The 18514-nt window shown below is 67.9% G+C and carries 15 protein-coding genes, 3 pseudogenes and 1 riboswitch; of the genes and pseudogenes, 13 read left to right on the plus strand and 5 right to left on the minus strand.

The genetic code is table 11. From position 1 onward, the window contains the following. Position 1: 1 nt before the first annotated feature. The 7 genes from cobF to LY44_RS14235 all read left to right on the plus strand — a co-directional run bounded on the left by cobF (position 2) and on the right by LY44_RS14235 (position 7475). Positions 2 to 769, plus strand: a complete 768-nt coding sequence (gene cobF, locus LY44_RS14205; RefSeq protein ID WP_055209492.1) for a precorrin-6A synthase (deacetylating) — start codon at positions 2 to 4, stop codon at positions 767 to 769. A 34-nt stretch (positions 770 to 803) separates the two neighbouring features. Further along, positions 804 to 1025: riboswitch (cobalamin riboswitch) on the plus strand. A 66-nt stretch (positions 1026 to 1091) separates the two neighbouring features. Then, entirely contained in the window at positions 1092 to 1760 is a 669-nt protein-coding gene (locus tag LY44_RS14210) for an energy-coupling factor ABC transporter permease (protein ID WP_055209491.1), read from the plus strand. Further along, positions 1760 to 2071 carry an energy-coupling factor ABC transporter substrate-binding protein gene (locus LY44_RS14215; protein WP_055209490.1) on the plus strand — a complete coding sequence of 104 codons (312 nt, stop codon included), beginning with the start codon at positions 1760 to 1762 and terminating at the stop codon, positions 2069 to 2071. The genes LY44_RS14210 and LY44_RS14215 overlap by 1 nt, the downstream gene beginning before the upstream one ends. Continuing rightward, positions 2068 to 2802 (plus strand): cobalt ECF transporter T component CbiQ, encoded by a 735-nt coding sequence (gene cbiQ / locus LY44_RS14220; RefSeq protein ID WP_055209489.1) that lies wholly within the window; start codon positions 2068 to 2070, stop codon positions 2800 to 2802. Before LY44_RS14215 ends, cbiQ begins: the two co-directional genes overlap by 4 nt. Beyond that, positions 2799 to 3641: an energy-coupling factor ABC transporter ATP-binding protein gene (locus tag LY44_RS14225; RefSeq protein ID WP_055209488.1), complete on the plus strand. Its 843-nt coding sequence runs from the start codon at positions 2799 to 2801 to the stop codon at positions 3639 to 3641. The genes cbiQ and LY44_RS14225 overlap by 4 nt, the downstream gene beginning before the upstream one ends. Positions 3642 to 3681: 40 nt before the next feature. Beyond that, positions 3682 to 6171: an FAD-dependent tricarballylate dehydrogenase TcuA gene (tcuA, locus tag LY44_RS17695; RefSeq protein WP_055209487.1), complete on the plus strand. Its 2490-nt coding sequence runs from the start codon at positions 3682 to 3684 to the stop codon at positions 6169 to 6171. Further along, positions 6168 to 7475: a cobyrinate a,c-diamide synthase gene (locus LY44_RS14235; RefSeq protein ID WP_055209486.1), complete on the plus strand. Its 1308-nt coding sequence runs from the start codon at positions 6168 to 6170 to the stop codon at positions 7473 to 7475. The genes tcuA and LY44_RS14235 overlap by 4 nt, the downstream gene beginning before the upstream one ends. Before the next feature lie 230 nt (positions 7476 to 7705). On the opposite strand, the gene LY44_RS14240 is transcribed toward LY44_RS14235, so the two are convergent. After that, positions 7706 to 8944, minus strand: a complete 1239-nt coding sequence (locus LY44_RS14240) for a urate hydroxylase PuuD (protein WP_055209485.1) — start codon at positions 8942 to 8944, stop codon at positions 7706 to 7708. Between the two features lie 133 nt (positions 8945 to 9077). Between LY44_RS14240 and LY44_RS14245 the strand changes: the two genes are divergently transcribed. Beyond that, positions 9078 to 9563, plus strand: coding sequence for an ureidoglycolate lyase (locus LY44_RS14245; protein ID WP_055209484.1), 486 nt, complete (start codon positions 9078 to 9080; stop codon positions 9561 to 9563). 222 nt (positions 9564 to 9785) lie between these two features. On the opposite strand, the gene feoB is transcribed toward LY44_RS14245, so the two are convergent. The 4 genes and pseudogenes from feoB to LY44_RS18335 form a co-directional block, all read right to left on the minus strand. Beyond that, complete coding sequence (feoB, locus tag LY44_RS14250) at positions 9786 to 11657, minus strand: ferrous iron transporter B (protein WP_055209483.1); 1872 nt, start codon at positions 11655 to 11657, stop codon at positions 9786 to 9788. A 5-nt stretch (positions 11658 to 11662) separates the two neighbouring features. Further along, complete coding sequence (locus LY44_RS14255; protein ID WP_055209482.1) at positions 11663 to 11962, minus strand: FeoA family protein; 300 nt, start codon at positions 11960 to 11962, stop codon at positions 11663 to 11665. Between the two features lie 606 nt (positions 11963 to 12568). Next, positions 12569 to 12700, minus strand: a pseudogene (locus LY44_RS14265) (carbohydrate ABC transporter permease); the annotation flags it as partial. A gap of 3 nt (positions 12701 to 12703) precedes the next feature. Then, a pseudogene (locus tag LY44_RS18335) lies at positions 12704 to 13159 on the minus strand (hypothetical protein); the annotation flags it as partial. Here LY44_RS18335 and LY44_RS14275 point away from each other — a divergent pair. From LY44_RS14275 to LY44_RS14295, 5 genes and pseudogenes are all read left to right on the plus strand, one after another. Then, positions 13155 to 13544, plus strand: a pseudogene (locus LY44_RS14275) (ATP-binding cassette domain-containing protein); the annotation flags it as partial. The pseudogenes LY44_RS18335 and LY44_RS14275 overlap by 5 nt on opposite strands. Before the next feature lie 133 nt (positions 13545 to 13677). Continuing rightward, on the plus strand, positions 13678 to 14520 hold the full coding sequence (locus tag LY44_RS14280) for a fumarylacetoacetate hydrolase family protein (protein WP_055209479.1): 843 nt from the start codon (positions 13678 to 13680) through the stop codon (positions 14518 to 14520). Continuing rightward, positions 14517 to 15914: an aldehyde dehydrogenase family protein gene (locus tag LY44_RS14285; RefSeq protein WP_055209478.1), complete on the plus strand. Its 1398-nt coding sequence runs from the start codon at positions 14517 to 14519 to the stop codon at positions 15912 to 15914. Before LY44_RS14280 ends, LY44_RS14285 begins: the two co-directional genes overlap by 4 nt. Positions 15915 to 16051: 137 nt before the next feature. Beyond that, complete coding sequence (locus LY44_RS18165) at positions 16052 to 17446, plus strand: hypothetical protein (RefSeq protein ID WP_055209477.1); 1395 nt, start codon at positions 16052 to 16054, stop codon at positions 17444 to 17446. A gap of 58 nt (positions 17447 to 17504) precedes the next feature. After that, positions 17505 to 18395: a DMT family transporter gene (locus LY44_RS14295; protein WP_055209476.1), complete on the plus strand. Its 891-nt coding sequence runs from the start codon at positions 17505 to 17507 to the stop codon at positions 18393 to 18395. Positions 18396 to 18514: the final 119 nt, after the last annotated feature.

The raw sequence follows: 18514 nt of genomic DNA on the forward strand, positions 1-18514 counted from the left end.
GATGATCGAGCTTTCCCTGATCGGCATCGGCACCGGCAATCCGCGCCACATCACCGGGCAGGCCGTCGATGCGATGAACGCCGCCGATCTGATCCTGATCCCGCTCAAGGGCGCGGACAAATCCGATCTGGCCGGGCTGCGACGGCAGATTTGCGCGGCGCATCTGACGAACCCGGCGACGCGGGTCGTCGACTTCGCGCTGCCCGTCCGCGATGCCGCCAACCCCTCCTATCGCAAGGGGGTGGATGATTGGCACGATGCCATCGCCGAAGCCTGGCTTGCGGAAATCACCGCCCATTGTCCGGGGCTTGAGGGTCGGGTGGCGCTTCTGGTCTGGGGCGATCCTTCGCTTTACGACAGCACCTTGCGGATTGCCGAGCGGCTGAAATCCCGCCTGCCGATCACGACGAATGTCATCCCCGGCATCACCGCGATTCAGGCGCTGTGTGCCGCCCATGCGATCCCCTTGAACGACATCGGCGCGCCGGTCGTCATCACCACCGGGCGGCAATTGCGCGATCACGGCTGGCCCGCGGGCACCGATACGGTCGTTGCTATGCTCGATGGTGAATGCTCGTTCCAAAGTCTTGATCCGCAAGGGCTGACGATCTTCTGGGGCGCCTGTGTCGCGATGCCCGAAGAGGTGCTGATCGCAGGCCCCGTCTCGGAAGTGACCGGGAAAATCCTGCAGGCCCGGGCCGATCTGCGCGCCCGGCACGGCTGGGTGATGGATATCTACCTGCTGCGTCGCAATGCGCCCAAGGCGTGACGCTTCCCGGCCTTGACCTCGCTTTCTCGCGCGGCTACTCCAACAGGCGATGGTTCCCAACTGGACGGGATTAATAGGGAACACGGTGAGGATTACCCATCAGGGGCCTAATCCGTGGCTGCCCCCGCAACTGTGAGCGGCGAGACGACGGTCGAATGCCACTGGCCCCCCCGATCCACCGGGGAGAATGGCCGGGAAGGTGACCCGAGTTGATCGAACCGCAAGTCAGGAGACCTGCCATCGCTCTGGCGTCGCAAGCCTTCCCGGGGCGGGGTGTCCCCGGTCAATCCGAAAGCGGCGCGTTCGATGTGGAGGTGTTCGCATGCATATCATGGAGGGCTATCTGCCCGTCACCCATGCCATTGGCTGGTCCCTTGCCGCCGCCCCCTTTGTCGTCGCGGGCGCGCTGAAGATCCGCAAGATCGTCGCCGAACGCCCCGAGGCGCGGATGACCCTTGCCGCCGCGGGGGCCTTTGCCTTCGTGCTGTCGGCGCTGAAAATTCCCTCCGTCACCGGCTCGTGCTCGCACCCGACCGGCACCGGGCTGGGCGCGGTCGTCTTCGGCCCCTCGGTGATGGCGGTGCTCGGCGTGATCGTGCTGCTGTTTCAGGCGCTTTTGCTCGCCCATGGCGGTCTGACGACGCTGGGCGCTAATGCCTTTTCCATGGCGATCGTCGGGCCCTGGGTGGCCTTTGGCGTTTATAAACTGGCGGGCAAGGCCGGGGCCTCGATGGCGGTTGCGGTGTTTCTGGCCGCTTTCCTCGGCGATCTGGCGACCTATGTGACCACCTCGCTGCAGCTGGCGCTGGCTTACCCCGATCCGGCCTCGGGCTTCCTTGGCGCGGCGCTGAAATTCGGCTCGGTCTTCGCGCTGACGCAGATCCCGCTTGCCATTGCCGAGGGTTTCCTGACCGTGATCGTCGTCGATGCCCTGGCGGGCAAGGTCGCCGACGAAGACAAACTGCGCATTCTGGCCGGGGAGGCACGCTGATGAGCAGCAAACGGACATTGTGGCTGCTGGCCGGAACCGTGGCGCTGGTGGTGGTGCCGCTTCTGATGGGCGGTGAATTCGGCGGCGCCGACGGGCAGGCGGCCGAGCTGATCGAGGCGACCGTGCCGGGCTTTGCCCCCTGGGCTGATCCGCTCTGGGAGCCGCCCAGCGGCGAGGTGGAAAGCCTGTTCTTCGCGCTGCAGGCGGCGCTTGGCGCCTTTGTCGTCGGGCTGGTGATCGGGCGCCGTCAGGGCGCGGCCAAGGCCCGCGAAGATAACGCCCCCGCCGCCCGGGCCGTCCCGGCGGAATGAGCCTCGCCTCGATCGATCGGGTCGCCGCGCAAGGTCATTGGCGCAGCCGCCCGCTGGCCGAAAAAAGCCTGATCGGTCTGGGGTTTCTGGCTTTGGCCGTGACCGTGCCGCCCTTTCCCGGGGCGGTGCTGGTCACGGTGGCGATCCTGGCCTTCACCTTTCTGGGCGCCCGGGTGCCGCTGCGCTTCTGGGCCTCGGTCGCGGTGCTGCCGCTGGGGTTTCTGACCACCGGGGCGGCAGTGCTTCTGATCCAGATCGGACCCGAGGGCATCGGCCTTGCCCCGGACGGCCCCGCCAAGGCCGCCGCGCTGGTGATGCGCGCCACGGCCGCGACCTGCTGCCTTCTCTTCCTCGCCACCACCACGCCCGCCGCCGATCTTCTGTCCGGCCTGCGCCGCTGGCGCGTGCCCGCCGAGCTGATCGAGATCGCGCTTCTGACCTATCGCTTTGTTTTCATTCTGGCCGAGGAAGCCGCCGCAATGACCACCGCGCAACGCGCCCGCCTTGGCCATGCCACCCGCCGTCGCTGGCTGCGCTCGACCGCGCAGGTGATCGCGGCGCTTTTGCCCCGCGCGCTGGCCCGCGCCCGGCGTCTGGAAACCGGGCTTGGCGCGCGCAACTGGCAGGGCGAGATGCGGGTGCTGTCGACCCGGCCCCCGGCCTCGGCCCGCGTGCTGGGCCTGATCCTGACCTTGCAAGCCGCGATCCTTGCGGCCGGAGTGTTGCTGTGACCCCGATCCTGGCCGCCGAGGCCCTGACCTACGCTTTCCCGGGCGGCGTGAAAGCGCTTGATGATCTGTCGCTTGCCGTGCCGAAGGGCGAAAGCCTGGCCATCCTTGGCCCGAATGGTGCCGGAAAATCGACGCTGCTTTTGCATCTGAACGGCACGTTGCGCCCGCAATCGGGCCGGGTGCTGCTGGGCGGCACCGCCACTGGCCATTCCCGCAAGGATCTGACCGGTTGGCGCCGCCGCGTCGGGCTGGTGCTGCAGGATGCCGATGACCAGCTTTTCGCGACCACGGTCTTCGAGGATGTCTCTTTCGGGCCCTTGAACCTCGGCCTTTCCGAAGCCGAGGCCCGCGCCCGGGTCGAGGAAGCGCTTGCGGCGCTCTCGATTTCCGATCTGCGCGACCGGCCGACCCACATGCTCTCGGGCGGGCAGAAGCGGCGGGTGGCGATTGCGGGCGCGGTGGCGATGCGCCCCGAGGTGCTGCTTCTCGATGAGCCCACCGCGGGGCTTGATCTGGCCGGGACCGAGCAGCTTTTGACCCTTTTGCGCGGGCTGCGCGCCGCCGGGATGACGCTGGTCTTTTCCACCCATGATGTCGAACTGGCCGCCGCGCTGGCGGACCGGGTGGCGCTCTTCCGCACCGGTCGCGTTCTGGCCGAGGGGGCGGCCGAGGCCGTGCTGTCGGACCGCGCGACGCTGGCCAAGGTGGCGCTGCGCCCGCCCCTGGTGATCGACCTTGCGCTTTTGGCGCGCGATCACGGCCTTTTGGCCCCCGAAGCGCCGCTGCCCAAGACCCGCGATGCGCTGGCGGCGCAGATGGCGGGCTGGACCCGGCGTTAGGCCGGTTTTCCTTGCCCGCGCCTTGCGTTACCCTGCTGCGATGGACCAGACGCCCGCCCCTTCCTCGCCCTTGCCCGCTTCGGTCGGCGTTCTTGTCATCGGCGCCGGGCTCGCCGGGCTTTGCGCCGCGATCGAGGCGGCGCGGGCAGGCGCCTCGGTCCTCGTGCTGGATGCCGCGCCGCCCGAACGGCTGGGTGGCAATGCACGTCACGGGCGCAACATCCGCATCGCCTCGGACATCGAGACGCCGTTTCAGCGCGACAGCTACCCGGCCGCGGAATTCACCCGCGATCTGCTGCGCGTCGGCGCGGGCGATCCGGCTCTGGCCGAGACTTTGGCCGAAGGCTCCCGCGATCTGGCCGATTGGCTCATGGCGCAGGGGGTGCGGCTGGAACCCTGGGCCGAGGGCAATCTGCCCTATTCCCGCCGCACCGTCTTTTTGCGCGGCGGCGGGCAGGCCTTGACGAATGCGCTTCTGGCCCGGGCGCGGCGTCTGGGTGTGCAGATCTGCGCCGGGATCGCCGTCGATCAGCTGCCGCCCGAGGCTTTCGATCCGGCGCATCAGGGCCCGCTGAGTGTGGTGATCGGCGCGCATCGGATCACTGCGCAGGCGCTGGTTCTGGCCTCGGGCGGCATCGGGGCGAACCGCGACTGGCTGGCACAGACGCACGGAGCCCGCGCCGATCACATTGCCAACCGCGGCACGCCCGAACAGCTGGGCGGGCCGCTCCTTCACGCGCTGGCGCAGGGCGCGTTGGCGGCGGGCCTGCCCGGCGATGGCCATGTCGTCGCCGTCGATCCGCGCGCGCCCTTTCACGATGCGGGCATCGTCAGCCGGGTGGACGGGATGCAGCACGGGATCGTCGTCGGCGCCGAGGGCCGCCGTTTCGCCGATGAAGGCGCGGTCAGGGGCCCCGAGCGCCATTCGGTCTGGGCGCGCAAGCTGCTTGCCCGTCCCGATCCCCGCGCCTGGATCATTCTGGGCGCCGAGGCGGCGGGCAAGCTGCCGCCGATGGCCTGCCCGCCGCTTTCGGCCGATACGCCCGAGGCTTTGGCCGGGCTTTGCGGCATCGATCCCGGGGGGCTGGCCGAGACGCTGAAGGCCCCGCCGGATCCGCCGCGCACGGGCGAGATCCCGCCGCTGGTCGCGCCCTTCCACGCCATCCCGATGATCCCCGGCATCGGCTTTACCCGCTACGGGCTGGTGGTGGACGCCAGCGCGCGGGTGCGTCTGGCCACGGCCGTCGCCCCCAGACTTTTCGCCGCCGGAACAAATATGTGCGGGGCGATCCTGGGGCAGGGCTATCTCTCGGGCGCGGGGCTGACCATTGCCGCCGTCTTCGGCCGCATCGCCGGGCGCGCGGCGGCAAAGCTTGCCCCCGAGGTCCGTTCGCGGCCGCAGCCGCAGCCGCCCGCTTTCGTTCCGCCCGCGCCCGAGACCGAACCCTTTGCCGAGGCGAAACGCGCGCTCAACCTGTGCAACAGCTGCGGCTTCTGCACCGGGCTTTGCGCCGTCTTTCCCGCCGCGCAGGGCCGCCCCGATCTTGCCCGGGGTGATCTGCGCTATCTGGCGCATCTGTGCCACGATTGCCGGTCCTGCCTGCATGATTGCCAATATGCCGCCCCGCATGCCTTTGCGGTGAACCTGCCCGCGACGTTGTCCGCCCTGCGCCGCGCCGAGTATCGCGAGCCGCTGGGCTTTGCGAAAGCCGTCTTCGCGCTTTGCTGCCTGCTGCCGCCGCTTCTGCTGCTGCTCTTGCAGCCGCTCGAGCGGGTCTTTGGCCTGCACACCGGCCCCGGCGCCTTTTACGCGCTGATCCCGCATCCGGTGATGGCCGGGGTGACGGGGGCGGTGATGGGGCTTGCGGCGCTGGGGCTGGCGCTGCGGCTGGCGCTGTTCTGGCGGGCAGGGCGCGGGCCGGTGCTGGTCGATGGGCCCGCCTTGCGCGACGGGGTGATCGCGGCGCTGACCCTGCGCAACCTTGGCGATTGCGAAGATCGCCGCGGCCCCACCGGGCGGCTGCGCCGGTTCGCGCATCATCTGCTGGCGGGCGGCTTCGGGCTGACCTTTCTGGCCACGGTCGCCGGGTTCGTGCTGCATCAGTTGGGCCAGCCCGCACCCTATCCCTGGCTCAGCGCCCCGGTGATCCTTGGCACCTCGGGCGGCGTGGCGATGCTGGCGGGGCTGGCGCTGATGTCCTTGCGCCCCGATCCGCTGAAGACACCCGCGATGGCGCGCTCCGACCGTTTCTTGCGGGCGCAACTTGTCCTGCTCGCAGGCACGGGGCTGGTGCTTCTGGCGCTGCGCGACACCCCGGCGATGGGGCTGTTGCTGGCGCTGCATCTGGGCACGGTGGCCGGGGCGGTGCTGTGCCTGCCGTTCGGAAAGCTTTCGCATGGCGGCTGGCGGCTGATCTCGCTGATCCGGGCCGCGGCCGAGGCGCGGGCCCGACGGCTTGAAAGAGGTGCGCTTGACAAGGGCCGGGCGCGCGACGCATCAGGGCGCGTCCGGGCTGGGGGGGAAAGATGACCGATGGACCGAAGGGTCTTGCGATTGCCGCTCCCGCCTCGGGCTCGGGCAAGACGACGCTGACGCTGGGGCTTTTGCGGGCGCTGACCCGGCGGGGGCTGGCGGTGCAGCCGTTCAAGAACGGTCCCGACTATATCGACCCCGCCTTTCACGCCGCCGCCGCCGGGCGGCCCAGCTTCAATCTGGATGGCTGGGCGATGGACCCGGCGCAGTTGCACGCGCTGGCGGGGCAGGCGGCGGGCGCCGATCTGGTGATTTTCGAAGGCGCGATGGGGCTTTACGACGGGCCCGCCGATCCGGGCCGGTCCGGGCGCGGCACCAGTGCCGAGATCGCGCGGATGTTTGGCTGGCCGGTGGTGCTGGTGCTCGATGTCAAGGGGCAGGGGCAATCGGCGGCGGCCACCGCGCTTGGCTTTGCCCGCCACCCCGAGGCGCCGCCCTTGGCGGGTGTGATCCTGAACCATGTCGCCAGCCCCCGGCACGAGGCGATGATCCGCGCCGAGATGGACCGGCTGGGCCTGTGCGTGCTGGGCGCGCTGCCGCGCCGGTCGGATCTGAGCCTGCCCGAGCGGCATCTGGGTCTGGTGCAGGCCGAGGAACAGGCGGGGCTTGAGGCGACGCTTGAGGCGCTGGCCGATTTCGTCGCCGCGCATGTGGATCTGCAGGCGCTTTTGGCCGTGGCAGGCGCTGGTCCCGCGTCCGGGGCCGGGGCCTGGCCGGTGCCGCCTGCGGGGCGGATTGCGCTGGCCCGCGATGCGGCCTTTTCCTTCGTCTATCCGCATATGCTCGAGGCATGGCGTCGGGCGGGGGTGACGGTGTTGCCGTTCTCGCCCTTGGCTGATGAGGCACCTGATCCGTCGGCCGATCTGGTCTGGCTGCCGGGCGGCTATCCCGAATTGCATGCCGGGCGCATCGCCGCGGCCACGCGGTTCAAGGCGGGCTTGCGCGCTTTTGCCGAGACGAAACCGGTGCATGGCGAATGCGGCGGCTACATGGTTCTGGGGGCAACGCTTGTCGATGCCGAGGGCCGGGCGCATGCGATGACCGGGCTTCTGGGGCTGGTTACGAGCTACGAAAAGCGGCGCCTGCATCTGGGCTACCGGTCGGCGGACCTGCTGGCGCCTTTGCCGGGATATGGTTCGGGATCAAGGCTTTACGGGCATGAGTTCCATTATTCGACGATTCTTGACCAACCCGACGCGCCCTTGGCGAAGGTCTGCGATGCGGCGGGCGCTCCGGTGGCCGAGACTGGATCTGTGCGCGGCCATGTGACGGGGAGCTTCTTTCATCTGATCGCCGGGTAAACTCTGCCTCCTCCCTGACCGAGGCCATCGCCGAGGTCACGCGGAACGCAGGCCCCAGTCAGGCCGCGGCCCAAAGGCCGCCGGCCAGCGCCCGCCCCGCCCATGGCGGGCGCTTCTCGCCCGCCGGGACGGGCGCCGGCCTCTGTCGGGCTTGGGGCAGGTGGTCTTCGCAACAGGGTCGCGATCCGGGCGGGAAACGCGTTGCGTTTCCTGTTTCGCCCGAAACCGCGTCAGTTCTGCGCCAGCTCGGCTTCCGCCCCGGCGCGATACCAGGTGCGGATCGCCGCGCGGTCCTCGGGCGTCATGAAATTCGCCGCCCCGGGCGGCATCGCCGCCGTCAGCCCGGCAAAGATGAAGACCGGTTCCGCCGCCCGCGCCACCGCCTCGGGCGTGTCGAGGAGTAGCCCTTTCGGTGCGGCCAGGATCCCCTCGTAGGCCGGTTCGCGCGTGTGGCACATCGCGCAATGCGCGGTGACAAGGCTTGCGACCTCGTCAAACCCCGGGGCCTGCGCAAATTGCAAAGCGGTGCCCGAAAGTGCCGCCTCTTCCTCCGGCGCCGCGCGCGGGCCCTGCATCGAGAGCCAGACGCACAGGCCAAAGAGCAGCAAAGTCGCCGGGATCGTCCAATACGGCGCGGGCTTGCGCGCATGGCGGCTGTTGAACCAGTGCCGGATCGTCACCCCCATCAGGAAAACCAGCGCCGCGATCACCCAGGCCCAGGTCGTCGCAAAAGCGAGCGGCGCGTGGTTCGACAGCATGAAGAACACCACCGGCAGCGTCAGGTAATTGTTGTGCATCGAGCGCAGCTTGGCGATTTTGCCATATTTCGGATCGGGGGCGCGCCCCGCGCGCAGATCGGCCACGACGATCTTCTGGTTCGGAATGATGATCAGAAACACATTCGCGGTCATGATCGTGGCAGTATAGGCGCCCAGATGCAGGAAGGCCGCGCGGTCGGTGAAGATCTGCCCATAGCCCCAGGCCATCGCGGTCAGCGCCACCAAAAGCAGCGCCATGAAAGCCGCCGGATAATTGCCCAGAGGCGACTTGCAGGCGGCATCATAGATCAGCCAGCCCAGGGTCAGCGAGGCCGCCGAAATCGCCATGCCCTGCCAGGGCGCCCAGGCCACCTTGGCCGGGTCGATCAGAAACAGATCCGCCCGGTGCCAATAGACCAGGATCAGCATCGCCGCGCCGGACAACCAGGTCGCATAGCTTTCCCATTTGAACCAGGTCAGATGCTCGGGCATGCGCGCGGGGGCGACCAGATATTTGCGGATGTGATAGAAGCCGCCGCCATGCACCTGCCATTCCTCGCCTGCGGCGCCCTGGGGCAGATCGGGGGCTGTCCGCAGCCCGAGATCGAGCGCGATGAAATAGAACGACGAGCCGATCCAGGCGATGGCGGTCACGACATGCAGCCAGCGCATCGCAAAGGTGGCCCAGTCCCAGATCAGTGCAGCATCCATGCGCGTCTCCTTTGCCCGCAGGCTAGCGGGGCGGGGACGCGGCCTCCAGCGCAAAAGCGACCGGCGGGCGTCGCCCCCTTGCACTTGCCCGTTTTTGCGCCTTTCCTGCGCGGGACTGGTTGCGGAGGATGGAATGGAACGGCTGACGACAGAGCCCCTGACGGCCGAGGCCTTTGCGCCCTTCGGCGATCTGATCGACGTGCTCGGGCCCCCGACGAAGCTGATCAACGGCGGGCTGTGCGGGCGCCATAACGATCTGGCGCGGCTCTCGTTTGACGATGAAGGCCGGGCGGGGATTTCGCTCTTCGAGGCGCAGGCGCGGGCGTTGCCCTATCTGCTTGATCTGGTCGAGCGTCATCCGTTGGGGTCACAGGCGTTTTTGCCGCTTGATGGCGTGCCGTTTCTGGTCTGTGTGGCCGAGGATGCGGGCGGCGTGCCGGTGCGGTTCCGGGCGTTTCTGACGGCACCGGGGCAGGGGGTGAATATCCTGCGCAACTGCTGGCACGGGGTGCTGGCGCCGATCGGCGCGCCCGGGCGCTATGCGGTGGTGGACCGGATCGGGCCGGGGGCGAATTTGCAGGAATATCCCCTGCCGGTGCCGCTGCGGGTCGAGGGCTAAAGGTCTTGGCCTCGGCCATCGCCGAGGCCATGCGAAACAGATGCCCCATGACCGCCGGGGGCCCAAAGGCCCTCGGCCAGCGCCCGCCCCGCCCCTGGCGGGCGCTTCTCGCCCGCCGGGCCGGGCGCCGGCCTCTGCTGTGCTTGGGGATGCGGTCTTGTCAAAGCACGGGCGACCCGGGCGGGGAAAGGCGGTGCCTTTCCTTCTCCGCCCGAAACCGGCTCAGCCCCAGCCGAGAGCCACCGCCAGATGATAGGTCAGGAAGCACGCCACCCAGGCCAGCGCGAACATGTAACCGACCGTCACCCACATCCATTTGCCCGATCCGGTCTCGCGCTTGATCACCGCAAGGGTGGAGATGCATTGCGGCGCGAAGATGAACCAGACAAGGAAGGAAAGCGCCGTGGCAAGGCTCCATTGCGCCGACAGAAGCGTGCCCAGCACCGCCTCGCCGCCGCCGTCCGACACCGCGTAAACGGTGGCAAGCCCGGCCACGGCGATCTCGCGCGCGGCCATTGCGGGGACGATCGCCACCGCCATCTGCCAGTTGAAACCGATCGGCGACAAAAGCGGTTCCAGCAATTTCCCGATCCCGGCGGCGAAACTGTAAAGGATCGCCGGTTCCGTGGCCCCCGCGGGCGGTTGCGGGAAGCTGGCGAGCCCCCAGATCACCACGGTCATGGTGAAGATCGTCGTGCCCGCGCGCTTGAGGAAGGCCGAGGCCCGCGTCCAAAGCCCGATCACCACCGAGCGCGGCTGCGGGATCTTGTAATCGGGCAGATCGAGCATGAAGGGCGGCGAGGGCTCGCCGCGTGCGAACAGGAATTTGGCCACCGCCGAAACGGCCAGCGCCGAGATGATCCCCGCGCCGTAAAGGCAAAACATTACAAGCCCTTGCAGGCTGAAGATGCCAAGGACGGGACGCGCCGGGATGAAGGCCGAGACGATCAGCGTATAGACCGGAATGCGCGCCGAACAGGTCATCAGCGGTGCCACAAGGATGGTGGTCAGCCGGTCGCGCGGATTGTCGATCACCCGCGTCGCCATGATGCCGGGAATGGCGCAGGCGAAAGAGGACAGAAGCGGGATGAAGGCGCGGCCATGCAGCCCGGCGCCGCCCATGATCCGGTCCATCAAGAACGCGGCCCGCGCCATGTAGCCAAGGTCTTCCAAAAGCAGGATGAACAGGAACAGGATCACGATCTGCGGCAGGAAGATCACCACCCCGCCGACGCCGCCGATCACCGCATCGACAAGGAAGCTTTGCACCAGCCCCGCGGGGACATGGGCGCGGATCAGATCGGCCGCGGCGGTGAAGCTGGTGTCGATCAGATCCATCACCGGACCGGCCCAGCTGAACACCGCCTGAAACATCACGAACAGCAGGCCAAGCAGGAAGATCAGCCCGAAGACCGGATGCAGCAAAAGCTTGTCGATGCGGTGGCTCAGCGTGTCATGTTCGGGCGGCAGGGTGACGGCGCGGGCGATCAGCCGGTCGGCGGCGCGGTGGCTCAGCCGCAGATCGGCCGCGTCGGGCGGCGCCCAGAGGTTCGGCCCGGCCTCGGGCACGCCCTCGGCCAGCGTTTCGTCAAGCGTGGTCAAAAGCGCGTCCAGCCCGCCCTTGCGCACCGCGGTCGAGCTGACGACGGGCACGCCCAGTTCTTCTTGCAGCGCAGCGCGGTCGATCTCGATCTTCCGGTGCCGGGCGATGTCGATCATGTTCAGAACGACGATCATCGGCAGGCCGGTGGCGACCAGTTCCATCGCCAGCCGCAGCCCCGAGCGTGGCGCGACGGCATCGACGACGACCAGCATCAGCTGCGGCGCGGGTTCGGCCGGATGGCGGCCCAGCACGACATCGCGCGTCACCGCCTCGTCGGGCGAGCGCGCGCGCAGGCTGTGCGTGCCGGGCAGGTCGGTCAGCTCGATGCGCCGCGCGCCGGGGGTGGTAAACAGGCCGACCTTGCGTTCGACCGTGACGCCGGCATAATTGCCGACCTTTTGCCGCGCGCCGGTCAGCGCGTTGAAAAGCGAGGTCTTGCCGCAATTGGGCGGCCCGACAAGGGCGAGGCGGTACGGATCGGGTGCGGGCATCGGGCTCAGGACACGAGAATGGCCATCGCCTCGCGGCGACGCAGCGCGACAGTGGTGCCGTTCACCCTTACCGCGATCGGGTCGCGCCCGAACAGCCCCTCATGCAGGATCGTGACCTTGGCGCCCTCGATGAAGCCAAGCTCGATCAGGCGCCGCTCCATTTCCGCCGCGGGCAGGTTGACGGAATGATCGGCGGCGGCGATGTGAAAGACATGGCCCGAGTAGCCCTTGTGCAGCCCGCCAAGTGGCCGATGCTGGGCCAGCGGAACCGCCGTCTGGTGCGGAAGATCGGGCGTGTTCAACATCACTGCGGTCCTTGCGGCTGAGTCGGGAAGATCCCGCCTGGCGTCGGGCGATCATTCCCAACCCGGTCCGGAGGGTCAAGTTATAGCCGCCCTGCTTGGCCGGGCTTTTGCGCGACAGGCCGTCGCAAGTCGTTCGGAAGGGGGCGTGTTTCGCCTCGGGCTTCGCCCGAGGCGACCCGCCGGGGGCTCCGCCCCCGGACCCCCGGGATATTTGCGCCAAGGTGAAAGGCGGGACGGTTCGGCGTTCCTTGTGCCGTCAAAACAAGGCCTTCCGGGCAAGCCGCTGTTTCTTCTTGGTGCAAATACGCCTGGGGTGCGGGGGCGGAGCCCCCGCCCGGTCGCCTCGGCACCGCCGAGGCGAAACATCTCTGCGCGTCAAGGCGGCCCCGCCCGGGAGGGAGCAGAGCCGCCTTTTCCGGGGCGGAGGGTGCGGAGCGTTACGGCCCCAGATAATCCGCGATCCCCTTGCCGCTTTCCGTCACCCCGCAGCAATAGCGGCACCAGGGCGCCGAGAGCAGCACCAGCCCGTCAAAGCTGCCGCCCGTCGCGCTGATGACGGCGGCCTTCGAGGCGCAATAGACCGCGACAAGGCTTTCGCCGCGCCGAAGCGATGGCGTCGCCCTCGGTCTTGAAGGAGAGGATCACCGTCCAGAGGATCGGGAAGAAGAGCGCCAGGCTGATGGTCCGGGCGAGGACGGTGACAGGCGCCTTGCGGCGGGTCGTGACGGCGCGGGCCATGGCTCAATTCTCCGGGTTCTTGCCGATCATCCGCATCAGGAAGATCGCGACGATATTGGCGAGGATCACCGCGCCGATGCCGCCCGCCGCGCCGATGCCCTGGAATTCCGGGATCGCCACGAATTGCACGCCGACGTAAGGAACCGGGTCCACCGTGGGCCGCGTCGGATCGGCCGCGTTGATCGAATTCAGCGTCATCGCCGCGAAGGGCACTTTCGCATGGCCCGGGTTTTCATAAAGCGCGCTGCGGGTGCCCCGGGGCACGTTCGCCTTGAAGCCGTTGTTCGAGGCGCCGGGGGGGCCGTAATTCGTCATCAGCTCGAGATAATCGGTCAGCGTTTCTTTTCATGGTCCGCCGTCGAACTGCGGTTTCCAGTCCATGTCGAACCATTTCGCGCCGTAGCTGTTCGCCATCGCGCTCAGGAAGGCCATGGTCTCGCCGCAGCCCGCCTTCGCGCGCGAAATACTCTCGGAACTTGGCCAGATGACGATCCAGAACATCGACCAGACGGTGGAAACGCTCTCGGGCGGGCAGCGACAGGGCGTCGCGGTGGCGCGGGCGGCGGCCTTCGGCTCGAAGGCGATCATCCTTGATGAACCGACCGCCGCGCCGGGGGGGAAGGAAAGCCGCCGCGTGCTGGCGCTGATCCTTGATATGCGCGCCCGCGGCATTCCCATCATCTTGATTTCCCACAACATGCCGCATGTCTTCGAGGTTGCCGACCGCATCCCTGTCCACCGTCTGGGGCGGCGGTTGTGCGTGATCGACCCGAAAAGCCATTCGATGTCGGATGCGGTGGCGCTGATGACCGGGGCGAGGGCGCCCGAGGCGGCGGCCGCCTGAGCCCTGCGACAAAAAGCATCGGGCCTTGGCCGGGGCGGCCCCGGGCTTTCTCTTGCTCTGGCCCCGCACACTATCGCAGATTGTGCGTCTGGCCGAAGCGACGAGACGGCAGATTGGAATATCGGGAGTTGGAATGAAACTGGTTCGCTATGGAGCGAAGGGCGCCGAGAAGCCCGGCCTCCTGCACGTTGACGGCACGATCCGTGATCTGTCGCGCGTGGTGCGTGATATCGACGGCAAGGCGCTGAGCGACGAAGGCCTGTCGAAACTGTTCTGGACCGATGCGGGCAAGCTGCCGATCATTCCCGAAGGGGTGCGTCTGGGCGCCCCGGTTGCCGGGACGGGCAAGCTGATCGCGATCGGGCTGAACTATGCCGATCACGCCGAGGAGGCCGGGCTGACCGTGCCGCCCGAGCCCGTGGTCTTCATGAAGGCGACTTCGGCGATCTGCGGGCCCGATGACGATGTCGAGGCGCCGCGCGGCTCGGACAAGCTCGATTGGGAGGTGGAGCTGGCCTTCGTGATCGGCACGCGGGCGAAATATGTGGCCCTCGAAGAGGCGATGGATCACGTTGCGGGCTACATGATCTGCAACGACGTCTCCGAACGCGGCTTCCAGATCGAGCGGTCCGGGCAATGGGTCAAGGGCAAGAGCCATGACACCTTTGCGCCGCTTGGCCCCTGGCTGGTGACCAAGGACGAGATCAAGGATCCGCAGGCGCTGGATCTGTGGCTGAATGTGAACGGCGTGCGGCGGCAGACCGGGACCACGGCAACGATGGTCTATGGCGTTGCCTTCCTTGTGCATTATCTGAGCCAGTTCATGACGCTGGAACCCGGTGACATCATCACCACCGGCACGCCGCCCGGTGTCGGCATGGGGATGAGGCCGCCGAAATTCCTGCATCCGGGCGATGTGATCGAATTGGGGATCACCGGGCTTGGATCGCAGCGGCAAGTCGTGGTGCAGGCATGAGCGCCGCCGCCGAGGTTTTCGCGCGTCTGAGGGCGGGCGATGCCCGGCGGCGGACCGAATTCACCGTGCCCAGGCGTCGCGCGGTGCTGAGGCGGCTGGCCGCCGAGATCCGCGCCCGCGAGGCCGAGATCATGGCCGCTTTGGCCTCCGATCTGGGCAAGCCCGCGGTCGAGGTGCGGATTTCGGAAATCATCCCGATCCTGTCGGAAATCCGGCACACGTCGCGGCATCTGAAATCCTGGGCCGGGGTGCGGCGGGTGCGCCCGACGCTCTCGATGCTGGGCACCCGCGCGACGATCCGGCCCGAGCCGAAGGGCACGGTGCTGATCCTCGCGCCCTGGAACTATCCGCTCTGTCTGGCGCTGGGGCCTTTGGTCAGCGCGATTGCGGCGGGCAACGCGGCGGTGGTGAAACCCTCCGAACTGGCGCCCGCGACCTCGGCGCTGATCGCGAAACTCGTTGCCGCCTGCCTGCCCGAAGATCTGGTCACTGTCGTCGAAGGCGGTGTCGAGACCGCGACCGAGCTTCTGGCGCTGCCCTTCGATCATATCTTCTTCACCGGCTCGCCCGCCGTGGGCAAGGTGGTGATGGCGGCGGCGGCGAAGACGCTGGCCTCGGTCACGCTGGAGCTGGGCGGCAAGTCGCCGGTCATCCTTGGCCCCGATGCCGATCTGAAAAAGGCGGCGCGGATGGTGGCCTGGGGCAAGTTTCAGAACGCCGGGCAGACCTGCATCGCCCCCGATCACGTCTTTGTCCCCCGCGCGCAGGAAGAGGCCTTCACCAGGGCGCTGCGGGCCGAGATCGTGCGGATGTATGGCGCCCGCCCGCAGGCCTCGCGCAGTTTTGCCCGGCTGATTGGCGCGAAACATTTCGAGCGGCTGCGCGGGATGGTCACCGAGGCGGTCGGCCATGGCGCCACCCTGATCGCGGGCGGCGAGGCCGAGGCGGCCAGCCGCTATCTGGCGCCGACCGTTCTGGCCAATGTGCCCGAAAACGCAGCGCTGATGCGCGAGGAAATCTTCGGCCCCGTCCTGCCGGTGATTGCCTATGATGATCTGGATGCCGTTCTGGCTGGCATCGAGGCGGGGGAAAAGCCGCTCGCGCTTTATGTCTTTGCCCGCGACCGGCGGCGGATTTCGCGGATCTGCGCCGCCACGACCTCGGGCGCGGTGGGGGTGAATGTGACGCTGGCGCATTTCCTGCATCTCAATCTGCCCTTTGGCGGGATTGGGCAATCGGGGCTGGGCGCGGCGCATGGGCACTGGGGCTTTGCGGCGTTTTCCCATGAAAAACCGGTGCTTGAGAACCGCTTTGCCGTGCTGGAGCCGTTGATGCCGCCTTATGGCAAGCTTGCCACCCGGCTGGCGCGGATCGTGCAGGCGCTGGTCGGCTGAACTCCCCGGTAATGCTGCAACTGCGAAGGTGACTTTGCTGCAGAGCAGCGCTACACTCAACCCACGCGATACCGCTGCCGGACCGGAATCGGCGGGGGCGCGGGGGAAACTGGTGTGCATGCCTGCAGGGGGACTCGATGAAAGAGCCGACGCCGAAGGATCAGACGCAGCAGGAGGCGGCCGCCAACCCGGCCGCGCCAAACATGGATCAAGCCGAGCTGGCCGCCAGGGAGGCCGCCGCCAAGGAAGCCGCCGCGAAGGAGGCTGCCGCCAAGGAAGCCGCCGCGAAGGAGGCTACGGCCAAGGAAGCCGCTGCCGCAGAGGCCGCGGCGAAGCAGGAGGCGGCGAAGGCCGCAGCCCGGGAAACGGCTGCCAGGCCGAAGCCCGCCGCGGCGCCGAAACCGGCCTCCGGCCCGAAATCCTCCGACACGAAACCCGCCGCCGAGCCGGTCGTGGAAAAGGTCATGCGGACCTCGGAAACCGATGTGGCCTTTGCGCTTGGCGGGCTGGCGGGCAACAATGCGCATGGCGCGGGGTTCCTGCAGGCGGCGCTTGAGGGCGGCGTGCATCCGCGGATGATTTCCTGCACCTCGGGGCAGATCTACTGGGTCTGGCGCTATCTGCAGGCGCTGGCGGGTGGCGAGAGCCTCGAAACCCATCTGGCCGAGCAGATCGAGACCCTGCAGCCCTTTGGCCAGCGCGACGCCGATCTGATGCATATGGCGCTGTTCGGCAAAAGCGGGGTGTTCCGGCCGTCGCTGTTCGAATGGCCCTTCGACGTCATGCAAAACCTCGTGCGCAGCCTTGACGCGGTCTCGCGCGCGGGCACAGAGGTATTCTGGCTCAAGGAGATGATGAGCCTGACCCCGGCGCGCACTCTGGTGCCGCTCTTCCCGGACAGCTTCTTTGCCGAGATCGCGCAGGCCTTCAACGAGACCGGGATCGGCATTCTTTTCAACGCCTATGACCCGCGCGAGGGGCTGGAATATGTCCACGCGAACCCCTCGGCGCTGGCGCAGTTGGGCATTGCGCCCGGCGGGCGGAAAAGCTGGCGCAGCCGCACGATCTATGCCGAAATCACCCCGCAGGCGGTGCGCGACGGGCTTTGGCTTTACGAATACGGCTTCGAGGGCAGTCCGGAGGGCGGCTTTGGCGCGCTTGATGGCGCCTATTACCGGCCGGTGCTGCTCTCGGAGCTGTCCTGTGCGCGCACCATCCATGCGGTGCGGCCGGTCAACCGCAAATGGCTGGGGCCGCTGCCCGACAGCAAGCTTTCGCTCGAGGACATGAAGACCGAGGTCGCGTTCAACGGCATCTATGCCGCCGAGCGCGACCGTATGCTGATGGTCAATCGCTGGATCGCGGCGGGGATCCTGCGCGATCCGCGCTTCGCCCCGATCGAGATCTATGAGATCGAGGTCGAGACGCAGCGCAGCTTCTTTGACTATGTCTTTGAAAGCATGGAGGTGTTCGAGAACGCCCGCAGCTTGGGGCACGAGGCGTTTTCGGGCGGACTGGCCCCGGCCGAATAGCGCGCCCCTTGCCCCCGCCGCGGTTTCGGCCCAAACCAAGCGCAAAGAGGAGGCGGGCATGGGCGAGACGAAGGGCGGCTGGAAGCTTTGGGCGGTATTGGCCTTGCCGCCGCTGTTCTGGGCGGGCAACTTCATCGTTGCCCGCGCCTCGCGCGGCGAATGGCCGCCTGTCGCGTTGTCCTTTGGCCGCTGGTCGATCGCGTTGATCGCGCTTTTGCCCTTTGCCTGGCCCTATCTGCGGCGCGATTTTCCGCTTTACCGGCGTTATTTCTTCCGCATCCTGCTGTTGACGCTGCCCGGCGTCGCGGCCTTCAACTCGCTCGTCTATTGGGGCCTGCAGACCTCGACCGCGACGAACGGGATGCTTTTGAATTCCACCATTCCGCTCTTGATCATGGCTCTGGGGGCGCTCTTTTGGGGGCAAAGGCTGGGGCTTTGGGCGATCCTTGGGCTGATCGTCTCGACGCTTGGGGTGGCGGTCGTGATCTTGCAGGGCTCGTGGGAGCGGGCGGCGGCGCTGGATTTCGCGCGCGGCGATCTGATCATCTTCGCCGCGATGGTGGCCTGGGCGCTTTACACGATGGGGCTGAAGACCTTCCCGCCCGAGGTGAACCGGATCGGCCTTCTGGCGGTGCAGATCGCGCTGGCGCTGCCGATCCTGGCACCGTTTCTGGCCTGGGAGATCGCCGCGGGCCGGGTGCCGGTCTGGACGCCCGCCTCGATCGGCGCGCTGGTCTATATCGGCATCGTGCCCTCGGTTCTGGCCTATCTTTTCTATACCAAGGCGGTGGAGATGGCGGGCCCGGCGCGGGCGGGGCAATTCATCCACCTGCTGCCGGTCTATGGCGCGATCCTGTCGGCGGCTTTGCTGCATGAGCCGCTCCACCTTTACCATGCGGCCGGTTTCGGGCTGATCCTCACCGGCATCGTGCTGGCGGGGCGGAAATAGCCGGGGTCACGGGCGGGGATTTCGCTTGCATTGCGGGGGGCGAGCGCCTAGAAGCCCCCTACTTCCGCGATGATATGAACCGGCGACGCCTCTCGTGGTGGGCTGCGGAAGTCCTTGCC

This window comes from Rhodobacter capsulatus (genome assembly GCF_003254295.1).
GTDB classification, from domain to species: Bacteria; Pseudomonadota; Alphaproteobacteria; order Rhodobacterales; family Rhodobacteraceae; genus Rhodobacter; species Rhodobacter capsulatus.